General features: G+C 69.6%; 19 protein-coding genes and 2 riboswitches. Of the genes, 9 read left to right on the forward strand and 10 right to left on the reverse strand.

The window, feature by feature from the left end:
• Window positions 1–4: 4 nt before the first annotated feature.
• The 9 genes from MTAB308_RS01875 to MTAB308_RS01915 all read left to right on the forward strand — a co-directional run bounded on the left by MTAB308_RS01875 (window position 5) and on the right by MTAB308_RS01915 (window position 12,960).
• Window positions 5–955, forward strand: a complete 951-nt coding sequence (locus MTAB308_RS01875; protein WP_077097309.1) for a M56 family metallopeptidase — start codon at window positions 5–7, stop codon at window positions 953–955.
• A 105-nt stretch (window positions 956–1,060) separates the two neighbouring features.
• Window positions 1,061–2,527, forward strand: a complete 1,467-nt coding sequence (gene gndA / locus MTAB308_RS01880) for an NADP-dependent phosphogluconate dehydrogenase (protein ID WP_077097311.1) — start codon at window positions 1,061–1,063, stop codon at window positions 2,525–2,527.
• A gap of 46 nt (window positions 2,528–2,573) precedes the next feature.
• Entirely contained in the window at window positions 2,574–4,010 is a 1,437-nt protein-coding gene (locus MTAB308_RS01885; RefSeq protein ID WP_077097313.1) for a GuaB1 family IMP dehydrogenase-related protein, read from the forward strand.
• 174 nt (window positions 4,011–4,184) lie between these two features.
• Complete coding sequence (locus MTAB308_RS01890) at window positions 4,185–5,555, forward strand: hemolysin family protein (protein WP_077097315.1); 1,371 nt, start codon at window positions 4,185–4,187, stop codon at window positions 5,553–5,555.
• On the forward strand, window positions 5,552–6,637 hold the full coding sequence (locus MTAB308_RS01895; protein WP_077097317.1) for a hemolysin family protein: 1,086 nt from the start codon (window positions 5,552–5,554) through the stop codon (window positions 6,635–6,637). The genes MTAB308_RS01890 and MTAB308_RS01895 overlap by 4 nt, the downstream gene beginning before the upstream one ends.
• A gap of 289 nt (window positions 6,638–6,926) precedes the next feature.
• A complete protein-coding gene (locus MTAB308_RS01900) occupies window positions 6,927–9,116 on the forward strand; it encodes a malate synthase G (protein ID WP_077097319.1) in 2,190 nt (729 codons plus the stop codon).
• Window positions 9,117–9,238: 122 nt separating this feature from the next.
• Window positions 9,239–11,302, forward strand: a complete 2,064-nt coding sequence (locus MTAB308_RS01905) for a substrate-binding domain-containing protein (protein ID WP_077097322.1) — start codon at window positions 9,239–9,241, stop codon at window positions 11,300–11,302.
• A gap of 65 nt (window positions 11,303–11,367) precedes the next feature.
• Window positions 11,368–12,027 carry a cation efflux transmembrane domain-containing protein gene (locus MTAB308_RS01910; protein ID WP_077097324.1) on the forward strand — a complete coding sequence of 220 codons (660 nt, stop codon included), beginning with the start codon at window positions 11,368–11,370 and terminating at the stop codon, window positions 12,025–12,027.
• 72 nt (window positions 12,028–12,099) lie between these two features.
• Window positions 12,100–12,960 (forward strand): haloalkane dehalogenase, encoded by an 861-nt coding sequence (locus MTAB308_RS01915; protein ID WP_077097326.1) that lies wholly within the window; start codon window positions 12,100–12,102, stop codon window positions 12,958–12,960.
• Window positions 12,961–12,982: 22 nt separating this feature from the next.
• On the opposite strand, the gene gcvP is transcribed toward MTAB308_RS01915, so the two are convergent.
• From gcvP to MTAB308_RS01965, 10 genes are all read right to left on the reverse strand, one after another.
• Window positions 12,983–15,805, reverse strand: coding sequence for an aminomethyl-transferring glycine dehydrogenase (gene gcvP / locus MTAB308_RS01920; RefSeq protein ID WP_077097329.1), 2,823 nt, complete (start codon window positions 15,803–15,805; stop codon window positions 12,983–12,985).
• A 34-nt stretch (window positions 15,806–15,839) separates the two neighbouring features.
• A riboswitch (glycine riboswitch) is annotated at window positions 15,840–15,964 on the reverse strand.
• A riboswitch (glycine riboswitch) is annotated at window positions 15,965–16,062 on the reverse strand.
• A 114-nt stretch (window positions 16,063–16,176) separates the two neighbouring features.
• Window positions 16,177–16,806 carry a MerR family transcriptional regulator gene (locus tag MTAB308_RS01925; RefSeq protein WP_077097331.1) on the reverse strand — a complete coding sequence of 210 codons (630 nt, stop codon included), beginning with the start codon at window positions 16,804–16,806 and terminating at the stop codon, window positions 16,177–16,179.
• A gap of 307 nt (window positions 16,807–17,113) precedes the next feature.
• The gene (locus tag MTAB308_RS01930) at window positions 17,114–17,608 is read right to left on the reverse strand and encodes a bifunctional nuclease family protein (RefSeq protein ID WP_077097333.1); all 495 of its coding nucleotides are present in this window, start codon (window positions 17,606–17,608) and stop codon (window positions 17,114–17,116) included.
• A 64-nt stretch (window positions 17,609–17,672) separates the two neighbouring features.
• Entirely contained in the window at window positions 17,673–18,419 is a 747-nt protein-coding gene (ftsR, locus tag MTAB308_RS01935) for a transcriptional regulator FtsR (RefSeq protein WP_077097335.1), read from the reverse strand.
• Window positions 18,419–18,904, reverse strand: coding sequence for a glycogen accumulation regulator GarA (gene garA / locus MTAB308_RS01940; RefSeq protein WP_066912535.1), 486 nt, complete (start codon window positions 18,902–18,904; stop codon window positions 18,419–18,421). Before garA ends, ftsR begins: the two co-directional genes overlap by 1 nt.
• 255 nt (window positions 18,905–19,159) lie before the next feature.
• On the reverse strand, window positions 19,160–19,558 hold the full coding sequence (gene gcvH / locus MTAB308_RS01945; protein ID WP_077097337.1) for a glycine cleavage system protein GcvH: 399 nt from the start codon (window positions 19,556–19,558) through the stop codon (window positions 19,160–19,162).
• Between the two features lie 37 nt (window positions 19,559–19,595).
• Window positions 19,596–20,360 carry a DUF881 domain-containing protein gene (locus MTAB308_RS01950; RefSeq protein WP_245831199.1) on the reverse strand — a complete coding sequence of 255 codons (765 nt, stop codon included), beginning with the start codon at window positions 20,358–20,360 and terminating at the stop codon, window positions 19,596–19,598.
• Window positions 20,361–20,484: 124 nt separating this feature from the next.
• Window positions 20,485–20,817, reverse strand: a complete 333-nt coding sequence (locus MTAB308_RS01955; RefSeq protein ID WP_066960535.1) for a small basic family protein — start codon at window positions 20,815–20,817, stop codon at window positions 20,485–20,487.
• A gap of 52 nt (window positions 20,818–20,869) precedes the next feature.
• Window positions 20,870–21,793, reverse strand: coding sequence for a DUF881 domain-containing protein (locus MTAB308_RS01960; RefSeq protein WP_077097339.1), 924 nt, complete (start codon window positions 21,791–21,793; stop codon window positions 20,870–20,872).
• Window positions 21,786–22,415, reverse strand: coding sequence for a CDP-alcohol phosphatidyltransferase family protein (locus MTAB308_RS01965; protein ID WP_077097341.1), 630 nt, complete (start codon window positions 22,413–22,415; stop codon window positions 21,786–21,788). Before MTAB308_RS01965 ends, MTAB308_RS01960 begins: the two co-directional genes overlap by 8 nt.
• Between the last annotated feature and the right edge of the window lie 38 nt (window positions 22,416–22,453).

The following is a 22,453-nucleotide window of genomic DNA, read 5'->3' on the forward strand; positions in this document are numbered from 1 at the left end:
CAGCGTGTCAGCGCTGGCCTTCACCGTTCTCGCGGTGCTGTTGGTCGGCCCGGCGCCGGCCCTGTTGGCACGCGCGACGTGGCCGTTGCGCGCTCCCCGCGCCGCGATGGTGCTGTGGCAGGCCGTCGCACTGGCCGCCGTCCTGTCGGCGTTCAGTGCCGGCATCGCGATCGCCAGCAGGCTGCTCGTGCCCGGCCCCGACGGGCGGCCCACGGCCAGCGTCATCGGCGCCGCCGGCCGGCTCGGCTGGCCGCTGTGGGCGGCCTACATCGCAGTCTTCGCGTTGACCGTGGTAGTCGGCGCCCGGCTGATGATCGCCATCCTGCGGGTGGCCATCGCCAATCGCCGCCGGCGGGCCCACCACCGCATGGTCGTCGATCTGGTCGGGGTCGGGCACGACGCGGCCGCGGCCCAGCCCTGCGCCCGCACGCGCGACCTTCGCATCCTGGACGTCCGGCAGCCGCTGGCCTACTGCTTGCCCGGCGTCCGGAGCCGGGTCGTGGTCAGCGAGGGAGCGCTGACCACGCTCGCCGATGAGGAAGTCGCGGCGATCCTCACCCACGAGCGAGCCCACCTGCGGGCCCGCCACGATCTGGTGCTGGAGGCGTTCACCGCCGTGCACGCCGCCTTCCCGCGGCTCGTGCGCAGCACCAACGCGCTGCGCGCGGTGCAACTGCTCGTCGAGCTTCTGGCCGACGACGCGGCGGTACGCGCAACCGGTCGCACTCCCCTGGCCCGCGCGCTGGTGGCCTGCGCATCGGGGCGGGCGCCCTCGGGCGCCCTGGCCGTCGGCGGCCCCAGCACCGTGCTGCGGGTGCGGCGGCTGTCCGGGCGCGGCAACAGCCTGACGCTCTCGGCGGCCGCGTACCTGGCCGCGGCGGCCGTCATGGTGGTGCCCACCGTCGCGCTCGTCGTCCCGTGGCTCACCGAGCTGCGGCGGCTGTTCAACCTCTGACGCCCGCCGCGAAGAGCAATCAGCCCGGGCGGATGCGTGACCGCTGTGCCACAGTGTGACCGAAAGCTTTTCGGAAGTAGTTACCCGACACTGAGAGGCCCACAGATGAGTGCCCCGACTTCCAAGGACGCCAAGACCGGTACCGCGCAGATCGGCGTCACCGGCCTGGCGGTAATGGGATCGAACATCGCCCGCAATTTCGCCCACCACGGCTACACGGTCGCGTTGCACAACCGAACCGTCGCCAAGACCGACGCGTTGCTCAAAGAACACGGCGACGAGGGCAAGTTCGTGCGCTCGGAAACCATCGCGGAGTTCCTCGACGCGCTGGAGAAGCCGCGGCGGGTGCTCATCATGGTCAAGGCCGGCGACCCCACCGACGCCGTCATCAACGAGCTCGCCGACGCCATGGAGGAAGGCGACATCATCATCGACGGCGGCAACGCCCTCTACACCGACACCATTCGCCGCGAGAAGGCGATGCGCGAGCGGGGCCTGCACTTCGTCGGCGCCGGCATCTCCGGCGGCGAGGAGGGCGCGCTCAACGGGCCGTCGATCATGCCGGGCGGACCCGCCGAGTCGTATAAGTCGCTGGGTCCGCTGCTCGAGGAGATCTCCGCCCACGTCGACGGGGTGCCGTGCTGCACGCACATCGGGCCCGACGGCGCCGGGCACTTCGTGAAGATGGTGCACAACGGCATCGAGTACTCGGACATGCAGCTGATCGGCGAGGCCTACCAGCTGCTGCGCGACGGGCTCGGCAAGAGCGCGGACGAGATCGCCGACGTGTTCGACGACTGGAACAAAGGCGACCTGGACAGCTTCCTGGTCGAGATCACCGCCCAGGTCCTGCGCCAGAAGGACGCGAGGACGGGCGAGCCGCTCGTCGACGTCATCCTCGATGAGGCCGAGCAGAAGGGCACCGGCCGCTGGACCGTGAAGTCGGCCCTGGACCTTGGTGTCCCGGTGACCGGGATCGCCGAGGCCGTGTTCGCCCGCGCCCTGTCGGGTTCGGTGACCCAACGCAAGGCCACCACCGGGCTGGCCTCCGGGCAGCTCGGCCAAAACCCAAGCGATGCAAAGCAATTCGTGGAGGACGTCCGGCAGGCCCTGTACGCGTCGAAGATCATCGCCTACGCCCAGGGCTTCAACCAGATTCAGGCCGGTAGCGCCGAATACGACTGGGGCATCACGCCCGGCGACCTGGCCACCATCTGGCGTGGCGGCTGCATCATCCGGGCGAAATTCCTCAACCGGATCAAGGACGCGTTCGACGAAGACCCCGACCTGCCGACGCTCGTCGTCGCGCCGTACTTCCGCAGCGCGATCGAGGCGGCGATCGACGGCTGGCGGCGCGTCGTGGTGACCGCCACCCAGCTGGGCATCCCGATCCCGGGCTTCTCCTCGGCGCTGTCCTACTACGACGCGCTGCGCACCGAGCGGCTGCCCGCGGCGCTCACCCAGGGGCTGCGCGACTTCTTCGGCGCGCACACCTACGGGCGCATTGACGACGACCCGGACAAGCGCTTCCATACGCTGTGGAGCGGTGACCGCAGCGAAGTGCCCGCGTAGCGGCTCGCGTGTATAGAAGGGGCGCAAAGGGGGCAAGCCGACTGACATGAGGTTCTTGGACGGGCACCGGCCGGGCTACGACCTGACCTACAACGACGTCTTCATCGTGCCGAACCGGTCCGAGGTGGCGTCGCGCTTCGACGTCGACTTGTCCAGCACCGACGGCTCCGGCACCACCATTCCCGTGGTGGTCGCCAACATGACCGCGGTCGCCGGCCGGCGGATGGCCGAGACCGTGTCCCGGCGGGGCGGCATCGTGATCTTGCCCCAGGACCTCCCGATCACCGCGGTGCAGCAGACGGTGCAGTTCGTCAAGAGCCGCGACCTGGTTCTCGACACGCCGGTGGTGCTGGAGCCCGACGACTCGGTGTCCGACGCGATGGCGCTGATCCACAAGCGCGCGCACGGCGTCGCCGTCGTGTTGTTCGAGGGCCGTCCCATCGGTGTGGTCAGCGAATCCTCCTGCCTGGGCGTGGACCGGTTCACCCGGGTGCGCGACGTCGTCGCGACCGACTTCGTCACCGCCCCGGTGGGCACCGAACCCCGCAAGGTCTTCGACCTGCTCGAGCACTCGCCGATCGGCGTCGCGACGGTGACCAACGCGGACGGCACGCTGGCCGGGGTGCTCACCCGCACCGGCGCGATCCGCGCCGGGCTCTACACCCCGAATACCGACGCCCGCGGGCGGCTGCGCATCGGCGCGGCCGTCGGCATCAGCGGTGACGTGGGCGCCAAGGCCCGGTCGCTGGCCGAGGCCGGTGTGGACCTGCTCGTGATCGACACCGCGCACGGGCATCAGGTCAAGACGCTCGACGCGATCAAGCTGGTGGCCGAGCTGGAGCTCGGTCTGCCCTTGGCGGCCGGAAACGTGGTGTCGGCGGAGGGCACCCGGGATCTGCTGGGCGCCGGGGCGACCATCGTCAAGGTCGGCGTCGGGCCGGGCGCGATGTGCACCACCCGGATGATGACCGGCGTCGGCCGCCCCCAGTTCTCCGCCGTACTCGAGTGCGCTTCTGCCGCAAGGGAAGCCGGCGGCCACGTGTGGGCCGACGGCGGCATCCGCCATCCCCGCGACGTGGCGCTGGCGCTGGCGGCCGGCGCATCGAACGTGATGATCGGCTCGTGGTTTGCCGGGACCTACGAGTCGCCCGGCGACCTGATGCGCGACCGCGAGGACCAGCCCTACAAGGAGAGCTACGGCATGGCGTCCAAGCGGGCGGTGGTCGCGCGCACCGGCGACGAGACCGCGTTCGATCGCGCCCGCAAGGCGCTCTTCGAGGAGGGCATCTCGACGGCGCGGATGGGCCTGGACCCCGACCGCGGTGGCGTCGAGGACCTGATCGACCACATCACGTCGGGCGTGCGCAGCACCTGCACCTACGTCGGCGCCTCCACCCTGGCCGAGCTGCACGAGCGCGCCGTCGTGGGGGTGCAGTCGGCCGCGGGGTTCGCCGAGGGCCATCCGCTGCCCCTGGGCTGGTGAGCGCGCTAAGCCGCCGACGGCGTTCTGCCCGCTGGACGTCTTGGCTACCATGTGAATTCACGTGAGTTTTCGGCTGGCAGCAAACCGCTGCGCCGCCTCGAAGGAAAGGGATGACGTGCCGCAGGCACGCGTCGAGGCCCCGCCACCGACCCGGGCCTTCCGCAGGAAGCCGTCGTGAACGTCGCCCTCACCGTGGTCAGCTTGCTGGCCATCGCGCTGCTCATCTTCGCCAATGGGGTCTTCGTCGCGGCCGAGTTCTCGCTGACGGCGCTCGACCGCAGCGTGGTGGACGCCAACGCGCGCGCCGGCGGCCGCCGCGACCGCTTCATCCAGCGCGCCCAGCAGCGGCTGTCGTTTCAGCTCTCGGGCGCCCAACTGGGCATCTCCACCGCCACGCTGGCCACGGGGTACCTGACCGAGCCCCTGGTGGCGGACCTGCCGCATCCGGCGCTGAGTTCGATCGGTGTCCCGGACCGGCTGGCCGACGGCATCATCGCGTTCCTGGCGCTGGTGGTCGTGACGTCGGTGTCGATGGTGTTCGGTGAGCTCGTTCCCAAATACCTCGCCGTCGCGCGCCCGCTGTCGAGCGCCCGCACCGTCGTGGGCTTTCAGCTGCTGTTCTCGCTGCTGTTCACCCCGGCCATCCGGTTGACGAACGGCGTGGCCAACTGGATCGTTCGCGAGCTGGGCATCGAGCCGGCCGAGGAGCTGCGCTCGGCCCGGTCGGCGCAGGAGCTGGCGTCGCTGGTACGCAACTCGGCGCGCAGCGGCACCATGGACGCGGCCACCGCCGTGCTGCTGCGGCGTTCGCTGGAGTTCGGCGAACTGACAGCCGAGGAGCTGATGACGCCGAGGTCGAAGATCGTCGCGCTGCAAACCGACGACACCGTCGCCGACCTGGTTAGCGCCGCCGCCGAGTCCGGGTTCTCCCGGTTCCCCATCGTCGACGGCGATCTCGACGAGACCGTCGGCATCGTGCACGTCAAGCAGGTTTTCGCCATCGCGCCGGCCGACCGCCCGAAAACCCTGCTGACCACGCTCGCGCAGCACGTTCCGGTGGTGCCGTCGACGCTGGACGGCGACGCGGTGATGGCCGAAATCCGCGCCAATCCCCTGCAAACGGCGATGGTCGTCGACGAATACGGCGGCACGGCCGGCATGGTGACCGTCGAGGACCTGATCGAGGAGATCGTCGGCGACGTCCGCGACGAACACGACGACGCCACCCCCGACGTCGTCGCGGCCGGCACCGGCTGGCGGGTGAACGGGCTGCTGCGCATCGACGAGGTCGCCGCCGCCACCGGATATCGGGCCCCCGAAGGCCCCTACGAGACGATCGGCGGCCTGGTGCTGCGCGAGATCGGCCACATCCCGGTGGCCGGGGAGACGGTGGAGCTGACGGCCCTGGACGCCGACGGCCTGCTGGATTCGTCGATGCGCTGGCGCGCGACGGTGGTTCGGATGGACGGTCGCCGGATCGACGTCCTCGAGCTGCAGGAGCAGGACAGCCGGGCCGAAACCGCCGCGGGACAGGGCCCCCGATGAGCGACGCGCTGGGAGTGTTGCTGGCGATCCTGCTGATCGGGGTGAACGCGTTCTTCGTCGCGGCCGAGTTCGCCTTGATCTCGGCCCGCCGCGACCGCCTCGAAGCGCTGGCCGAACAGGGCAAGGCGCGCGCGGTCACGGTGATCCGCGCCGGCCAGAATCTTCCGTCCATGCTGGCCGGCGTGCAGCTCGGGGTGACGGTCGCCTCGCTGCTGCTGGGCCGCGTCGGGGAGGCCGCGGTCGCCAACCTGCTGCGCGGCGCGTTCGAGCTGACCGGCATGCCGGCGGCGCTGCTGCACACGGTGTCGCTGGTGATCGCGCTGGCGATCGTGGTGACGCTGCACGTGCTGCTGGGCGAGATGGTGCCGAAGAACATCGCGCTGGCGGGCCCCGAGCGCGCCGCGATGCTGTTGGTTCCGCCCTACCTGGCCTACGTGCGCGCGGCGCGGCCGTTCATTGCCTTCTACGACAAGTGCGCCAACGTGGTGCTGCGCGCGCTGCGTGTCGAGCCCAAGTCGCACCTCAGCATGGCGGTTTCGACGACGGAGCTGAGGGTGATGATCACCGAATCGGTGTCCGAGGGCCTGCTGGATGCCGAGGAGCACGGCAGGCTGACCCGGGCGCTGCAGCTGCGCCACCGCACGGTCGGCCAGGTCGCGCGGCCGCTGGCCGAGATCCAGGCGGTACCGGTGGCCGCGGCGGACTCCGGGCCGACCGTGGCCGCGGTCGAACACGCCCTGGCCCGGACCGGGTACTCGCGGTTTCCCGTCGTGAACCTCGACGCGGAGTTCATCGGCTACGTCCACATCAAGGATGTGCTGACGCTCGGCGACGATCCGCAGACGGTGATCGACCTTGCGCTGGTGCGACCGCTGCCGCGGGTCCCGCGGTCGCTGCCGCTGGCCGACGCGCTGTCGCGGATGCGCCGCAGCAACAGCCACCTGGCGCTGGTGACCGCCGATAGCGGGGCCACCGGGGCCAGCGGGACCGCGGGGGCCGGCGGCGCCTCTGGAGCAGTCGTGGCGATGGTGGCGATGGAAGATCTGGTGGAGGACCTCGTCGGCGCGATGCGCGACGCATAGTCGGCCTGGGCGGCGGGTGCGGCCCCGCGGAGGCCGTATGATCTCCAACGGCTACCAGTCAAGAAATGCTGGAAAGCAGAGGGTCCCGGCCCGCGGAACATGCGTTGCCAGCAGCGGCCCTCATGGACCGCCGCGGCGCCACAGCTGCGGCTGGAACCCGGGTGACCTGCAGTTGTGGGTCGGCCGGGTGACGGTCGTCAGGTTGCCGGTCGGTAGGCTGACGTCAATACCTGTTGAGGCCGGTGAGGTTCCGCGTGCCCCAGTACGGAGCCCCTTATGGAGGAGAAACATGACTGATCGCGTGTCGGTGGGGAACCTGCGCGTCGCCAAAGTGCTCTACGACTTCGTGAACAACGAGGCCCTGCCTGGCACCGATATCGACCCGGACAGCTTCTGGGCGGGCGTCGACAAAGTCGTCGCCGACCTCACTCCGCAGAACCAGAATTTGCTGAACCGTCGCGACGAGCTGCAGGCCCAGATCGACAAATGGCACCGCCAGCGGGTCATCGAGCCGATCGACACGGAGGCCTACCGCGAGTTCCTGACCGAGATCGGTTACCTGCTGCCCGAGCCCGCCGACTTCAGCATCACCACGTCTGGCGTCGACCCCGAGATCACCACGACGGCGGGCCCCCAGCTCGTGGTGCCGGTGACCAACGCCCGCTTCGCGCTCAACGCCGCCAATGCCCGGTGGGGCTCGCTGTACGACGCCCTCTACGGCACGGACGTGATCCCGGAAACCGACGGCGCCGAGCAGGGCACCAGCTACAACAAGGTGCGCGGCGACAAGGTGATCGCCTACGCCCGCCAGTTCCTCGACGAGGCCGTGCCGCTGGCGTCGGGTTCGTGGGCGGACGCCGGCGGCCTGCGCATCGAAGACGGCCGGCTGCAGGTCGACCTCGGCGGCGAGTCCACCGGCTTGGCCCAGCCCGAGAAGTTCGTGGGCTACAGCGGCGACCTCGGCTCCCCCGCCTGGTCGGTGTTGCTGACCAACAACGGCCTGCACATCGAGGTCCTGATCGACCCCGAATCGCCGATCGGCAAGACCGACCGCGCCGGCATCAAGGACGTCGTCCTGGAGTCGGCGGTCACCACGATCATCGATTTCGAGGACGCGGTGGCCGCCGTCGACGCCGACGACAAGACCGCCGCCTACCGCAACTGGCTGGGCCTGATGCGGGGCGATCTGGCCGCCGAGGTCGACAAGGACGGCAAGACGTTCACCCGGGTGCCCAACCATGACCGCCACTACACCACCCCCGACGGCGGCGAGCTGGTGCTGCCCGGACGCGCGCTGCTGTTCGTCCGCAACGTCGGGCACCTGATGACCAACGACGCGATCCTCGACGCCGACGGCAACGAAATCTTCGAGGGCATCCAGGACGCGCTCTTCACCGGGCTGTGCGCCGTCCACGGGCTGAAGGCCACCGACGCCAACGGCCCGCTGCTCAACAGCCGCACCGGTTCCATTTACATCGTCAAGCCCAAGATGCACGGCCCCGACGAGGTGGCATACACCACCGAGCTGTTCAGCCGGGTCGAGGACGTGCTCGGCCTGCCGCAAACCACGCTCAAGGTCGGCGTCATGGACGAGGAGCGGCGCACGACCGTCAACCTGAAGGCGTGCATCAAGGCCGCCGCCGACCGGATCGTGTTCATCAACACCGGGTTCCTGGACCGCACCGGGGACGAGATCCACACCTCGATGGAGGCCGGTCCGATGGTCCGCAAGGGCGCGATGAAGACCCAGCCGTGGATCCTGGGCTACGAGGACAACAACGTCGACACCGGCCTGGCCGCCGGCTTCGCCGGGCACGCCCAGATCGGCAAGGGCATGTGGACCATGACCGAGCTGATGGCCGACATGGTCGAGCAGAAGATCAGCCAGCCGAAGCAGGGCGCCAGCACCGCGTGGGTGCCGTCGCCGACGGCCGCCACCCTGCACGCCATGCACTACCACAAGGTCGACGTCATCGAAGTGCAGAACGAGCTGGCCGGCAAGAAGCGGGCGAGCATCGATCAACTGCTCACCATCCCGCTGGCCAAGGAGCTGGCCTGGGCCCCCGAGGAGATCCGCGAGGAGGTCGACAACAACTGCCAGTCAATCCTGGGCTACGTGGTGCGCTGGATCGACCAGGGCGTCGGGTCCTCGAAGGTGCCTGACATCCACAACGTCGCGCTCATGGAGGACCGTGCCACGCTGCGCATCTCCAGCCAGCTGCTGGCCAACTGGCTGAGGCACGGCGTGATCACCGCCGAGGACGTCCGGGCCAGCCTGGAGCGGATGGCCCCGATGGTGGATCAGCAGAACGCCGGCGACTCGAAGTACCTGCCGATGGCGCCCAACTTCGACGACAGCGTCGCCTTCCTGGCGGCCCAGGAGCTGATCTTGTCCGGAACCCAGCAGCCCAATGGCTACACCGAGCCGATCCTGCATCGGCGCCGGCGCGAGTTCAAAGCCCGCGCCGCCGCTGGGTGAAACCGGCTCGACAATGCGGTGAGTAGCGCGGCCGATGACTAGAATCTGGGCCGAGTCCACAACATCTCACATGATGAAAACAATTCACATGATGAGTCGACGGGAAGGCGGCGGGCACCGGTATGGGTAGGCACAGCATGCCCGACCCGGATGAGGCCGTCGACCAGCCAGCGGACGAAGACTTCGCCGACGACCAGGACGCGTCCGACGACACGGGTCACCACCACCGCGATGCCGCGGCCGACGGCAATTATTGGCGCGCAGACGATTACGTCGATGAGGGCTTTCCCGCCGAGGGCGATAATCCCTATCCCGCCGACGACACGTTCGCGCCTGCCGCCGACGACTATCCGGAATTCCCGCCGCGCAGCCCGGGTTCGGCGGGCGCCGAGCCGCCGGTCTCCCCGCCGTCGCTGTCGTCCCGGTTCCGCGGCGGGCACCGGGGCCTTGGCGAGCGCCTCGGCGGCCACCGCAGCGAGGGCGGGCGCCGCGGGGTCAGCATCGGGGTGATCGTCGCGCTCGTCGCCGTGGTCGTCGTGGTGGGCACCGTGATCCTGTGGAGCTTTTTCGGCGACGCGTTGTCGCACCGCTCGCACAGCGCCGCGGCGCGCTGCGTCGGCGGCAAGGAGTCGGTCGCCGTCATCGCCGACCCGTCGATCTCCGAGCCCGTGCAGCAGCTCGCCGAGAGCTACAACTCCACGGCCGGCCCGGTCGGCGATCACTGCATGGTCGTCGGCGTCAAACCTGCCGGCTCCGACGCCGTGCTCAACGGATTCGCCGGCAAGTGGCCGGCCGAGTTGGGCGGCCAGCCGGCCCTGTGGATCCCGGGCAGCTCCGTTTCCGCCGCGCGGCTCGCCGCTTCCGCGGGCCAGAAAACCATCACCGAAAGCCATTCGCTGGTGACGTCGCCGGTCATGCTCGGCGTCCGGCCCGAACTCGGGCAGGCCCTGGCCAACCAGAACTGGGCGGCGCTGCCCGGCCTGCAAACCAACCCCAACGCGCTGGCCGGCCTGAACTTGCCGGCCTGGGGGTCCCTGCGGCTGGCACTGCCCACGAGCGGCAACGCCGACGCCGCGCTTTTGGCGGGCGAGGCCGTCGCGGCCGCATCGGTTCCGGCCGGTGCGCCGCCGACGCAGGGCACCGGCGCCGTGCGCACGTTGTTGAGCGCGCAGCCCAAGCTGGCCGACAACTCGCTGACCGAGGCGATGAACGCGCTGCTGAAGCCCGGCGACGCGGCGAGCGCGCCGGTGCACGCGGTGGTCACCACCGAGCAGCAGCTGTTCGCGCGCGGCCAGTCGCTCTCCGATGTCAAGGGCACGCTGGCCTCTTGGCTGCCGCCGGGGCCGGCGCCCGTCGCCGACTACCCCGCGGTGCTGCTGAACGGCTCGTGGCTGACGCAGGAGCAGACCTCCGCGGCCAGCGGATTCGCCCGCTTCCTGCAAAAGCCTGAGCAACTCGCGAAGCTGGCCAAGGCCGGCTTCCGGGTCAACGGCGTCAAGCCGCCCAGCAGCCCGGTCACCTCGTTCCCGGCGCTGCCCGCCACCCTGTCGGTGGGTGACGACGCGATGCGCGCCACGCTGGCCGAAGCCATGGCCGCCCCGTCGAGCGGACTGGCCGCCACGATCATGCTGGACCAGTCGATGCCCGCCGACGAAGGCGGAAAGACCCGGCTCGCCAACGTCATCGGTGCGCTGCGCGACAAGATCAAGTCGTTGCCGCCGACCGCCAGCGTGGCGTTGTGGACCTTCGACGGCCACGAGGGTCGCTCGGAGGTGCCCGGCGGACCGCTGGGTGACCCGGTTAACGGCCAGCCCCGCTCGGCAGCGCTGGCGGCGGCGCTGGACAAGCAGTATTCGTCGGCCGGCGGCGCGGTGTCGTTCACCACCCTGCGCATGATCTACCAGGAGATGCAGGCCAATTACCATGCGGGACAGGCGAATTCGATCCTGGTGATCACCTCGGGGCCGCACACCGATCAGACCCTGGACGGCGCCGGCCTGCAGGACTTCATCCGCAAGAGCGCCGACCCGGCCAAGCCGATCGCGGTCAACGTCATCGATTTCGGCGGCGACCCCGACCGCTCGACGTGGGAGGGCGTCGCGCAGCTCAGCGGCGGCGGCTACCAGAACCTCGCGACGTCGGCGTCCCCCGACCTTGCCGCGGCCCTCAACACGTTTTTGAGCTGACGCCGATACCGCCGGGCCGCCGCAGGTGGCACGGCATCGGCCGGGGGCGGCGATAGCATTTGCCGATGACCGCTATCGAGCCCTGCTGCGACGCGTGTCAGTCGCCGCCACTCGCGCCCGACTCGCGGTGGCTCCGCGCGGCGCGGTGGGCGCGGCGGCTGTCGTGGGTCAGCCTGGCCTGGATGCTCACCGAGGCCGCCGTTGGGCTTTGGCAAGGGCTGGCGGCCGGCTCGATCGCCCTGACCGGATGGGCGCTGGGCAGCGGTGTCGAGGGGGTGGCCAGCGTCATCGTGATCTGGCGGTTCACCGGTGACCGCACCCACTCCCCGACCGCCGAACGCAACGCGCAGCGCGCCGTCGCCCTGTCGTTTTGGCTGCTGGCCCCCTACGTCGCCGCCGAGTCCCTCCACCACCTGCTGCGCGCCGACCACGCAGGAACCACCGCGATCGGCATCGCGCTCACCGCCGCCGCGGTGGTGGCGATGCCAATCCTCGGCCGCGCCAAGCGCCGGCTCGCTGTCGAGCTTCGTTCGGGGGCCACCGCGGGCGAAGGAACCCAGAACTACCTCTGCGCCGCCCAGGCCGCCGGAGTGCTCTTCGGTTTGGCGGTCACGGCCGCGCGGCCCGGCGCCTGGTGGGTCGACCCGGTCATCGGCCTGGGCATCGCCGCCGCCGCCGGCTGGCAAGGCGTGCAGTCCTGGCGCGGCCAAACCTGCACATGCTGACCGACTCCCGTTGACGCTGAGGCGCCGTCAGTCCTCCGGCATAGCATCGTGGGCGTTGCCGAAGGGAGCGTCATGCAAATCGATTTCACCCCGGATCCCCGGCTCTACCCGTTTCAGTCGCGCTGGTTCGACGGCTCGCGCGGACGCCTGCATTACCTCGACGAGGGTGACGGGCCGCCGATCCTGTTGTGTCACGGCAACCCGACGTGGAGCTTTCTGTATCGGGACATCATCGTCGCGCTCCGCGACCGGTTCCGTTGCATCGCACCCGATTACCTCGGCTTCGGGCTGTCGGAGCGGCCCGCGGGGTTCGGCTACAAGATCGACGAGCACGCCCAAGTGGTCGGCGAGTTCGTCGATCACCTCGGGCTCGACGGCTACCTGACGATGGGCCAGGACTGGGGCGGCCCCATCAGCATGGCCGTCGCGGTCGAGCGCGCCGAGCGGGTGCGCGGCGTCGTGCTGGGCAACACCTGGTTCTGGCCGGCGGACACGTTCTCGACCAAGGCCTTCAGCCGGGTGATGTCCAGCCCGCCCATGCAATACGCCGTCCTGCACCGCAATTTCTTCGTCGAACGGCTGATCCCGGCGGGCACCCGGGACCGGCCGAGCGCTGCGGTGATGGAGCACTACCGGGCCGTGCAGCCCAGCGCCGAGGCGCGCAAAGGCGTGGCCGAGATGCCCAAGCAGATCCTCGCCGCCCATCCCCTGCTGGCCCGGCTCGCCCGCGAGGTGCCCGCCAAACTGGGCGCCAAGCCCGCGCTGTTCGTCTGGGGCATGAAGGATTTCGCGTTTCGGCCCGGTCCGACGCTGCCGCGGATGCGCACGGCATTTCCCGATCACGTCGTCGTCGAGCTGCCCGACGCCAAGCACTTCATCCAGGAGGACGCGCCGGACCGGATCTCGGCGGCGATCATCGAGCGCTTCGGCTGACCCGACGGGCGCGCGCCCGGCGCTACGCGAACGCCTCCACCGGCGGGCAGGAGCAGACCAGGTTGCGGTCGCCGTAGGCGCCGTCGATGCGGCGCACCGGCGGCCACACCTTGGGCCGGAAGTCCTTGCCCAGCGGGTAGGCGGCCTCCTCCCTGGTGTACGGGTGGTCCCAGTCGGAGACCAACAGGCACTCAGCGGTGTGCGGCGCGCCCCGCAACGGGTTGTCGTCGGCGGACCACCCGCCCGCGCCGACGCGGTCGATCTCGCCGCGGATGGCGATCATGGCCTCGCAGAAGGCGTCGACTTCGGTCAGGGTCTCGCTCTCGGTGGGCTCCACCATGAGGGTGCCGGCCACCGGGAAGCTCATGGTGGGCGCGTGAAAGCCGTAGTCCGCCAGCCGTTTTGCCACATCGTCGACGGTCACCCCGGTCGACTTGGTGATGCCGCGCAGGTCCAGGATGCACTCGTGGGCGACCATGCCGTTCTCTCCGGCGTACAGCACCGGGAAGTACTCGTCGAGCCGCCGGGCGATGTAGTTGGCCGAGGCGATCGCGGTCAGCGAGGCCGCCCGCAGACCCTGTGCACCCATCATCCTGATGTAGGCCCAGGTGATCGGCAGGATCGATGCCGACCCGTACGGCGCCGAGGACACCGGGTGGCCGCCGGGCAGGTCCGGGGCGTAGGGGTGGCCCGGCAGGAACGGGGCCAGGTGGGCGCGCGCCGCCACCGGGCCGACGCCGGGGCCGCCGCCGCCGTGCGGGATGCAGAACGTCTTGTGCAGGTTCAGGTGGCTGACGTCGCCGCCGAACCTGCCCGGGCGGGCCAGCCCGACCAGCGCGTTGAGGTTGGCGCCGTCGATGTAGACCTGGCCGCCGGCGTCGTGCACGGCCGCGCAGATTTCGGTGATGTCGTGCTCGAAGACGCCGTGGGTGGACGGGTAGGTGATCATCAGCGCCGCCAGCCGGTCGGCGTGCTCGGCCACCTTGGAACGCAGATCGTCGAGGTCGACGTCGCCGTTGTCGCGGCAGGCGACCACGGCCACCCGCAGCCCGGCCAGCGCGGCCGACGCCGCGTTGGTGCCGTGCGCGCTGGAGGGGATCAGGCAGATGTCACGGTGCGGTTCACCCCGGCTGGCGTGGTAGTCGTGGATGGCCAGCAGGCCGGCGTACTCGCCCTGCGAGCCGGCGTTGGGCTGCAGCGAGACGGCGTCGTACCCGGTGATCTGCACCAGCCAGTTCTCCAGGTCGGCGATGAGACGGCGCACACCCGCGGTGTCGGCCGCCGGCGCGAACGGATGCAGGCGGGCGAATTCCGGCCAGGTGATCGGCTCCATCTCGGCGGCGGCGTTGAGCTTCATCGTGCAGGAACCGAGCGGAATCATGCTGCGGTCCAACGCAATATCCTTGTCCGCGAGCGTGCGCAGGTAGCGCATCATCGCCGTTTCGGTGCGGTATTGCGTGAACGCGGGATGGGTCAAAAACTCCGATGTCCGGGTGCTGATGCCGGCGCACACGGGTGCGGCGCGCGCCACGCCGAAGGCCTCGAGCACCGCGGCGACGTGCTCGTCGGTGGTGACCTCGTCGCAGGCCACCGACACGTGATCGTCGTCGACGCGCCACAGGTTGACGCCCTTGGCCTTGGCCGCGGCGACGACCTCCCCGGCGCGTCCGGGCACCCGGGCCAGGACCGTGTCGAAGTACTCGTCGTGCACCAGCGCGTCGCCGAGCGCGGCGGCGATCGCCTCGGCGTGACCGTGCACCCGGCGCGCGATCGCCGTCAGGCCGTCGGCGCCGTGGTAGCTGGCGTACATCGCCGCCATCACGGCCAGCAGCACCTGCGCGGTGCAGATGTTGCTGGTCGCCTTGTCGCGACGGATGTGCTGTTCGCGCGTCTGTAGCGCCAGCCGGTAGGCCGGCGAGCCGTCCGCATCCAGCGACACCCCGACCAGCCGCCCCGGCAGCTGGCGCGCGTGGTTGGCGTGCACCGCCAGGTAGCCGGCGTGTGGACCGCCGAATCCCATTGGCACGCCGAACCTTTGGGTGGTGCCGAACGCGACGTCGGCGCCGATCTCCCCGGGCGGCGTGATCAGCGTCAACGCCAGCAGGTCCGCACCGACGGCCACCAGCGCCCCACGCTCATGGGCTTCGGAAACCAGCGCCGACCAGTCCGTGACCCGCCCGCTGGCCCCGGGCAGCTGCGTGATGACCCCGAAGAAGTCACCGTCCGGCATGCCCTGTCGCAGATCGGCGCTGACGATCTCGATGCCCAGCGGCTTGGCCCGGGTGGCCAGCACGGCCGCGGTCTGGGCGAAGACGTCGGTGTCCACCGCGAGCCGGTTTGCGCCGCCGCGGGTGGCGCGGTGCATCAAGGTCATGGCTTCGGCCGCAGCGGTGCCCTCGTCGAGCATCGACGCGTTGGCGACCTCGAGGCCGGTGAGGTCGGCCACCATCGTCTGAAAGTTCAGCAGCGCCTCCAGCCGGCCCTGGCTGATCTCCGGCTGATACGGCGTGTAGGCGGTGTACCAGGCCGGGTTCTCCAGGATGTTGCGCAACAACACCGGCGGCGTGAGCGTGTCGTAGTAGCCCTGCCCGATCATCGACACGGCCACGGTGTTGGCGTCGGCCAGCCGCCGCAGCTCGGCCAGCGCCTCGGCCTCGCTGGCCGGTGGCGGCAACTGCTCCAGGCCGGGCGCGGCGCCGCCGTCGAGCCGATCGAGGATGCCGGTGGGAACCGCCTTGGATGCCAACTCGTCCAACGAGGCGACACCGATGACGTTGAGCATCGCCGCAACGGCCTGGCCGTCGGGGCCGATGTGCCGAAGGGCGAACGTTGATTGGTCGGGCACGGGCGAAACTCCTGAGGTCGAGGGAGCGGCGGCCCTCTCCCTCTGTCTTCACCCGTTCGCCGGGCGCCTGAGAGATTCGGCGCCGGGTGCTGCCCGAACGCCTTTCCCCATCGGCGGGTGTGGACCGCTACGGATCTCCACCGCTTTCCAGAGGCGTCGTTAACTCGCGCGGTCCGGGTGCCTGAGAGGTTGACGGAGAGGTATTGCTCCTTCGGCGTCCGTGACTGGCGGCCACGGAACTCTCCCGCTCGAGTGCGACGCGTAGGCCAGTTTACCCGGCCCTCGTCAGTCCCCCGCGAGCGTGCGTGTCTGCGCAGCGACACGCCGCAAAACGGGTACAACCGCGCACGCTCGCGCCAAAGGACGGGTGGCTAGCCGATCTTGCGGTCGCGGTGCTTGCGCCGGGAGGCCAGCTCGTCTTCCGGGGCGGCGATCGATTCGCCGCCGTCGGCGCGCTCGCCGTGGAAGTCGGCGATGACACCGGTCAGCTCGCGCATGGCCCCGGAGACGGCGATGCCGAACACGCCCTGCCCGCCCTGCAACAGGTCCACGACCTCTTCGGCCGAGGTGCACTCGTAAACGGTGGTGCCGTCGGAGAACAAGGTGATGTTGGCCAGGTCCTGGACGCCGCGCTGGCGCAGATGGTCGACCGCGACCCGGATGTTGTGCAGCGAGATGCCGGTGTCGAGCAGCCGCTTGACGATTTTGAGAACCAGGATGTCCTTGAACGAGTAAAGCCGCTGGCTGCCGGAGCCGGCCGCGCTGCGGATCGACGGGACGACCAGCGACGTGCGCGCCCAGTAGTCCAGCTGCCGGTAGGTGATCCCGGCGATCTGGCAAGCGCTGGGCCCCCGGTAACCCACCAGCTCGTCGGGCACGGAATCGTCGGGAAACAGCCCCGGCTGCACGGGCGCGCTGGCTGCGGTGACGGCCTGGTCGCTGCTCGCGGCGTTCGCGCCGTCAGCTAGATCCAGCTGCTCTTGACGTGGCTGCTCGCTCACGGTGGTTCCTCTCGCCGATCGCGCTGTCCTCATTGGCTGCACCGCAGCCACGTTTGCTCAGGCCCGAGTGCTAGTGAGCTTACGCTTTTCGATAGCCGCCGCGCCTTTAAGTCGTGATGAAAGTATGGCCGCTGCGGGGCTGTGTGGCCGCACTATCGGCCAGCGTGTCGACATCGCGGTGCCAGATGAGATAGATCCGTGATGTCGAGTCCCAGCGTAGTGCTTCGCCGAGCGGTCGCAGAATCGCGTGGTTCGGGCGCACCTCGTGCGGTTGCCGGGGACTGCTCGCGACGGGGGTGGGCGAGCGCTAGGTCGCCTTGAAGTCGTCCGGCGAGACGCTGTCGAGGAACTCCTTGAACTTCTCCACCTCGTCCTCCCGGACGGCGGTGTTGCCCTCTTCGTCGGTCTCGTCGGGGATGAGCAGTCCGGCCTGGGCGAGCACGGCTTCCTCGACGTAGATCGGGACGCCGACCCGCAGCGCGATCGCCACCGAGTCCGACGGGCGGGCCGACACGGTGATGTTGCGGTCGAAGACCAGGTCGGCGTAGAACGTGCCCTCCTGCAGGTCGACGATCCGCACCTCTTTCAGCGAATGCCCCAGTGCGGCAATGAGATCCCTGATCAGGTCGTGCGTCAGCGGGCGAGGCGGTTCGACGCCTTGCTGCTCCAGCGCGATGGCGGCGGCTTCGGACTGACCGATCCAAATTGGCAGGTATCGGTCACCGTTTGCTTCGCGCAGCAACAGCACCGGTTGGTTCTGCGGCTGCTCGACGCGAATGCCGACAACACGAACTTCGCCCATCTGTGTCTGCCCTCCGCATGTCTTCAGCCCGTCGAACACCAAGCTGTCCAACGAAGTCTAATCCTCAGCGATGCAGAACGTCGCGAACGGCAGACTTGATCAGGGAGGTATGCAGTGTGATGGCGAGCGCAGCCACCTCACGCGCCAGATCGTCGGCGCGGTCGCGGGCGCCGGTCTTGCCCGCTTTGACTACCGGCCCCGCGATTTGGGCGATCAGGTCGGACTGCCGGTCGGCCGCGTTACGGAAGGCGCGCAGATGCCGCGGCTCGACGCCGTATTCGGCCAGCGCCCGCGCGCATTGCAGGATCACCACGGCGTGCTCGTCGAAGAAGCCGCCCGGACCGGTGGTGATCACCCCGGCTTTGAGCAGCGCCGTCAGCAGATTCTCGTCCACCCCGGAGCGTTCCAGCAGGTCTTCGCGGCTCAGCCGGATCCGGGTCGGGGCCACCGCCGCCGGGTCGGGCCCGGTCTCGGTGTCGTCCCGGCTGTCCGGCACCGATACCAATCGCGGTACGCCGTAAGGCGATCCGATCGGGGGCAGCTCGCCGTCGGGCTGGGCGTCCAGTTGCGCCCTGATCACCTTGAGCGGGAGGTAGTGGTCGCGCTGGGCCGTGAGGATGAAGCGCAGCCGCGCGCAGTCGTACGCGGTGAACCTCCGATATCCCGACGCGGCGCGCTGCGGCGTCACCAGCCCCTCGGCCTCCAGGAAGCGGATCTTGGAGATGGTGACATCGGGGAAATCCGGTCTCAACAGATCCAGGACCGCCCCAATCGACATCCCGGCGAGAGCCGGGCTATCGGGCGCGCTCACTACCCTCCGGAACCTCCATCGTCGTCACCCTGCTTGGGTCCGGTCAAAAACACCAACCGGAACTTGCCGATCTGTACCTCGTCGCCGTTGGCCAGGACCGCCGAATCGACGGGCTCGCGGTTGACGTACGTGCCGTTCAGGCTACCGACATCCACGACGTGAAATTCGTTGTTTTCCAACCTGAATTCGGCGTGGCGGCGGCTCACGGTGACGTCATCGAGGAAGATGTCGCTGTCGGGATGCCGACCGGCGGACGTGATGGGCTGGTCGAGCAGGAACCGCGATCCGGCGTTCGGTCCCCGCTTGACGACCAGCAACGCCGAGCCGGCCGGGAGGCCCTCGACCCCGGATACCGCGCTCTCGGTCCCCGCTTGGGCCGGGGCGTCCAGTTCGTTGAGGAAGTCGGCACGGAAGACCGAAGTCGTCTCTACCGTGACTTCGTCAGAGGTCTGGTCTTTGCCCATATCCGAGTCCATGTCCGTCACGCGCTGCTCCTCACTGGCCGCTGTGGCGTTATCCGACCGGGCGGCACGCCCGGTTCTCCTCTGGGTTTCCTGAGTTTTCTCGGCCCCGTACTGCTTATTACTTGACTGTCTAGTGCCTTCGCGTGTCGATCAAGTGTCGATCTGTCGACCGTACCGCGCACCGGTCCGCGATGCCCCCACCACCTGATGATCGAAATCCCGACCGGGTGCGCCGCCCGCGTCGGCGAGCGGGGCTGGCAGGCACATTAGCAACCGTCATTCGGTCAGCGTCCCGCGGTAGGCCTCGGCGTCGAGCAGCGCGGAGATCGCCGACTGAAGTTCGGCGCCGTCGGAAACCTGGACATCCACGAGCCAGCCGGCGCCGTAGGGGTCGGAGTTGACCAGCTGCGGACTGCCGTCGAGGTCGCCGTTGACCGCCGACACCGTCCCCGAGACCGGCGCGAACAGGTCCGACACCGATTTCGTCGATTCCACCTCGCCGAAGGATTCGCCCGCGCTCACCTGGCTGCCCACGTCGGGCAGCTGGACGAAAACGACGTCGCCCAGGGCCGACTGCGCAAAGTCGGTGATGCCGACCCGGACGGTGTCCTCACCGCTTCGTCGAACCCACTCGTGTTCGGCGGTGTAGTGCAGATCGGACGGAATATCGCTCACGGGGGATCCTGTTCTGGTCGCTTCTCACACGGCAACTTCACTTGACGGGCTGAGCGTATTGGTGCGGTTTTGATTGTCGCAAGGTGGTCACCTCCACGCGGTCGGTCTGCTGCACAGACATCCGCGCGCCGACCCGCTTGATGCTGTCTTCCGCGCCGCCCGGGATGTTCATGGCCGCGGCCAGCGTGGGCGGATCGCCAATCGCCAGAATCGAATACGGGGGCGACAGGTTCTTGGTGTCGATGGTCAACGAGCCGGGCGTACCCACGATCCAGGTATCGACACCCACCCGCACCGACTGGTGCGCGTCGTTGACCTCGATCGCTTCGGCCCCGGCCGCGCGCAACTCGTTGACCACGTCGAGCATCGCCTCCGGTGACACCCCGGGGCCGGGGTCATCGATCGTGATCGTGACGCCCGGCCCGGTGGCGCCCACGGCCCCGACCAAGATGGACAGCGCGGCCAGCCTGGCCTGGGCGCTCTGGATGGCGGCCTGATCGGTGTTGCCGGAGGCCTGAAGGGAATTCAGCGTGTTCTGCAGCTCCCCGACTTCGGTGTTCAGCGTGGCCTCGCGCTGCCGCAGCGAATCCAACAGCACCAACAGGTCCGCGGGGCGGGCGGTGTCCAGCGAATCGCCCGACTTGGTCTGGCGCACCTGGGTGACGATCGCGATTCCGAGGAGCACGCACAGCACGGTCGCCAAGATCCCGAAGCCCAGACGGGAGCGACCGCCTCGCAGCAGGCCGGACAGCCCCGTGCGGCGAACCGGCCCGATCTCGGGGCGCGGGCGTTTGGCGGGCAACTCGTGGCGCCCATGCGGCGCACCTTCGGCCGCCTTGGGTTCGCGACCCTCCCTGTCTTGGGCCTTGTCTTGGGCCCCGTCCTGCAGGCCGGGGCGATCGGGCGGGTCCTGGCTCACGCTGGCCTCATGCCCCGAACAGCCGGCGCCGCAGCGCGGCCGCGTTGCCGAAGATGCGGATGCCCAGGACGACGATGATGGCGGTGGACAGCTGGGTGCCGACGCCCAGCTGGTCGCCGACGTAGACGATCAGGGCGGCCACGAAGACGTTGAACACGAACGACACGACGAAGACCTTGGGGTCAAAGATCCGTTCGAGGTAGGCGCGCAGCCCGCCGAACACCGCGTCGAGCGCGGCCACCACCGCGATCGGCAAATAGGGCTGGATGGCCTCGGGGACGGCGGGGTGGAAGATCAAACCGAGCACGATGCCGACGGCGAGCGCCGCGATGCCGATCATGCGCGCCACCCCAACCCGGCGGGCGGGAGCGGTCTGGAGAGAGGTCGTCTCACTAGGGCCCAATCTGTTTGGCGAACTTGACATCCCGGATCGATCCGGCGGGCAGCGACAGACCGTCGGCGACGTCCACCGCGACGACGACACCGTAGGAGGCCTCCAGCAGCCGCAGGCGCTGCAGGCCGGGGCTGCTGTCGAAGACGTCCCGCATCCCGTGCGGGGGCCCGACCGCAAGGATCTGGTACGGGCTGCTGGTGGGGGTGTTGTCGACCAGGATCGCCCCGCCGGCCTGCCGGATGGTCACGTTCGGCCCGATCCGGACCCCACCGACGGAGATGGCTTCGGCGCCGCTGGCCCACAACGAGTTGACGACCAGCTGCAGGTCGCGGTCCAGGATGATCTGCCTGCTGCCGTTGACCCGCTGTTTGGACACGTCGGAAAGGTTCGGCCCGGCACCGGGATCCGTCACGGTGACCGTCAGGCCGGGACCGATGACCGCGGTGCTGGCCGCCGCCAGGCTGAGCGCGTCGAGCCGGGTCAGCAGCCGCCGGCCCTCGGCGTTCTCCGCCAGCGCCCGGCGCTGCACGTCGTCGACCCTCGCGGTCAGCGCGCTGCGCTCCTTGCCCAGCCTGGCCGCGGTGCTTTCGGACGACCGCACGCTTTGCAACAGCAGCTGCTGCGCGTCGCGCACGCCGGGGGCAACCGAGCGGGCCTGGGCGACCGCGGCGGCGAATACCGCGGCGATCAACAGCGCCGCCAGCGCCTCCCATAGCCAGCCGAAAGCCCTTTCCCGCCCGCGCCGCGGTGCATCGGCGCCGCCGCGCCGGGCGGCGGCCGCGGCATACCCCGGATCCAGGTGCTCCGACAGCAGCGCGCGCAGCAGCGAGGGAACCGGGATCAGCTGCGGCCGGGCCGCGGCGTGGGCGCTGCGGCCGGCGTTCGGGTCGTAGCCGCCGAGCAGGCGGTCGGCGTCAGCCATGCTCACCCGCCTCGGGCGCGACCGGCTGGGGGGCAGCGTGTTTCAGTTTGGGCATGCGGCGCACCACCACCGCCATCTGCACCGCGTACAGCACGAATGCCCACAGGTACGAGTACAAGCCCCAACCCAGAAAGCCCCAGCCGCAGGCCCTCAGCACCCGGCTCCAGACCGCGCCCCCCGTTCCCAGCAGCACCAACGGGAAGCCGGACATCAACGCGAAGGTGGCGGCCTTACCGATGTAGGTCACCGGCAGCGCCGACAGCCCGCGACTTCGCAGCAGCGGCAGCGTCGCCGCGAGCAGCCCATCCCGCACCAGCAGCGTGATGACGAACCACCAGGGCACGATTCCGTCGACCGCCAGGACGATCGGGACGGTCACCATGTAGAGGCGGTCCACCGCCGGGTCCAGCAGCACGCCGAGCCGCGAGGACTGGTTGAGCGTGCGGGCGATCTTGCCGTCGGCCCAGTCGGAGGCCCCGCTGAACATCAGGATCGCCACCGCCCAGCCGTTGGCGTGCGCGAACAGCAGCACGTAGATGAAGACTCCGATGAGCACCAGGCGGATGGCGCTCAGGGCGTTGGGCACTGTCAGCACCCGATCGGGCGGAAGCACCTGCTCCATGAGCCGTGACATTAGTCGAACGCCGACTGTGCGGCTGG

The sequence above is a fragment of the Mycobacterium terramassiliense genome (assembly GCF_900157385.1).
GTDB lineage: Bacteria > Actinomycetota > Actinomycetes > Mycobacteriales > Mycobacteriaceae > Mycobacterium > Mycobacterium terramassiliense.

Excerpts from the sequence above, each read along its gene's own strand:
- MTAB308_RS01915 (WP_077097326.1), top strand. The coding sequence starts at position 12,100 with ATGCAAATCGATTTCACCCCGGATCCCCGGCTCTACCCGTTTCAGTCG.
- MTAB308_RS01960 (WP_077097339.1), bottom strand. The coding sequence starts at position 21,793 with ATGGCTGACGCCGACCGCCTGCTCGGCGGCTACGACCCGAACGCCGGC.
- MTAB308_RS01900 (WP_077097319.1), top strand. The coding sequence starts at position 6,927 with ATGACTGATCGCGTGTCGGTGGGGAACCTGCGCGTCGCCAAAGTGCTC.
- MTAB308_RS01905 (WP_077097322.1), top strand. The coding sequence starts at position 9,239 with ATGGGTAGGCACAGCATGCCCGACCCGGATGAGGCCGTCGACCAGCCA.
- MTAB308_RS01885 (WP_077097313.1), top strand. The coding sequence starts at position 2,574 with ATGAGGTTCTTGGACGGGCACCGGCCGGGCTACGACCTGACCTACAAC.
- MTAB308_RS01895 (WP_077097317.1), top strand. The coding sequence starts at position 5,552 with ATGAGCGACGCGCTGGGAGTGTTGCTGGCGATCCTGCTGATCGGGGTG.
- MTAB308_RS01965 (WP_077097341.1), bottom strand. The coding sequence starts at position 22,415 with ATGGAGCAGGTGCTTCCGCCCGATCGGGTGCTGACAGTGCCCAACGCC.
- MTAB308_RS01910 (WP_077097324.1), top strand. The coding sequence starts at position 11,368 with ATGACCGCTATCGAGCCCTGCTGCGACGCGTGTCAGTCGCCGCCACTC.
- MTAB308_RS01930 (WP_077097333.1), bottom strand. The coding sequence starts at position 17,608 with ATGGGCGAAGTTCGTGTTGTCGGCATTCGCGTCGAGCAGCCGCAGAAC.
- MTAB308_RS01955 (WP_066960535.1), bottom strand. The coding sequence starts at position 20,817 with ATGATCGGCATCGCGGCGCTCGCCGTCGGCATCGTGCTCGGTTTGATC.
- gndA (WP_077097311.1), top strand. The coding sequence starts at position 1,061 with ATGAGTGCCCCGACTTCCAAGGACGCCAAGACCGGTACCGCGCAGATC.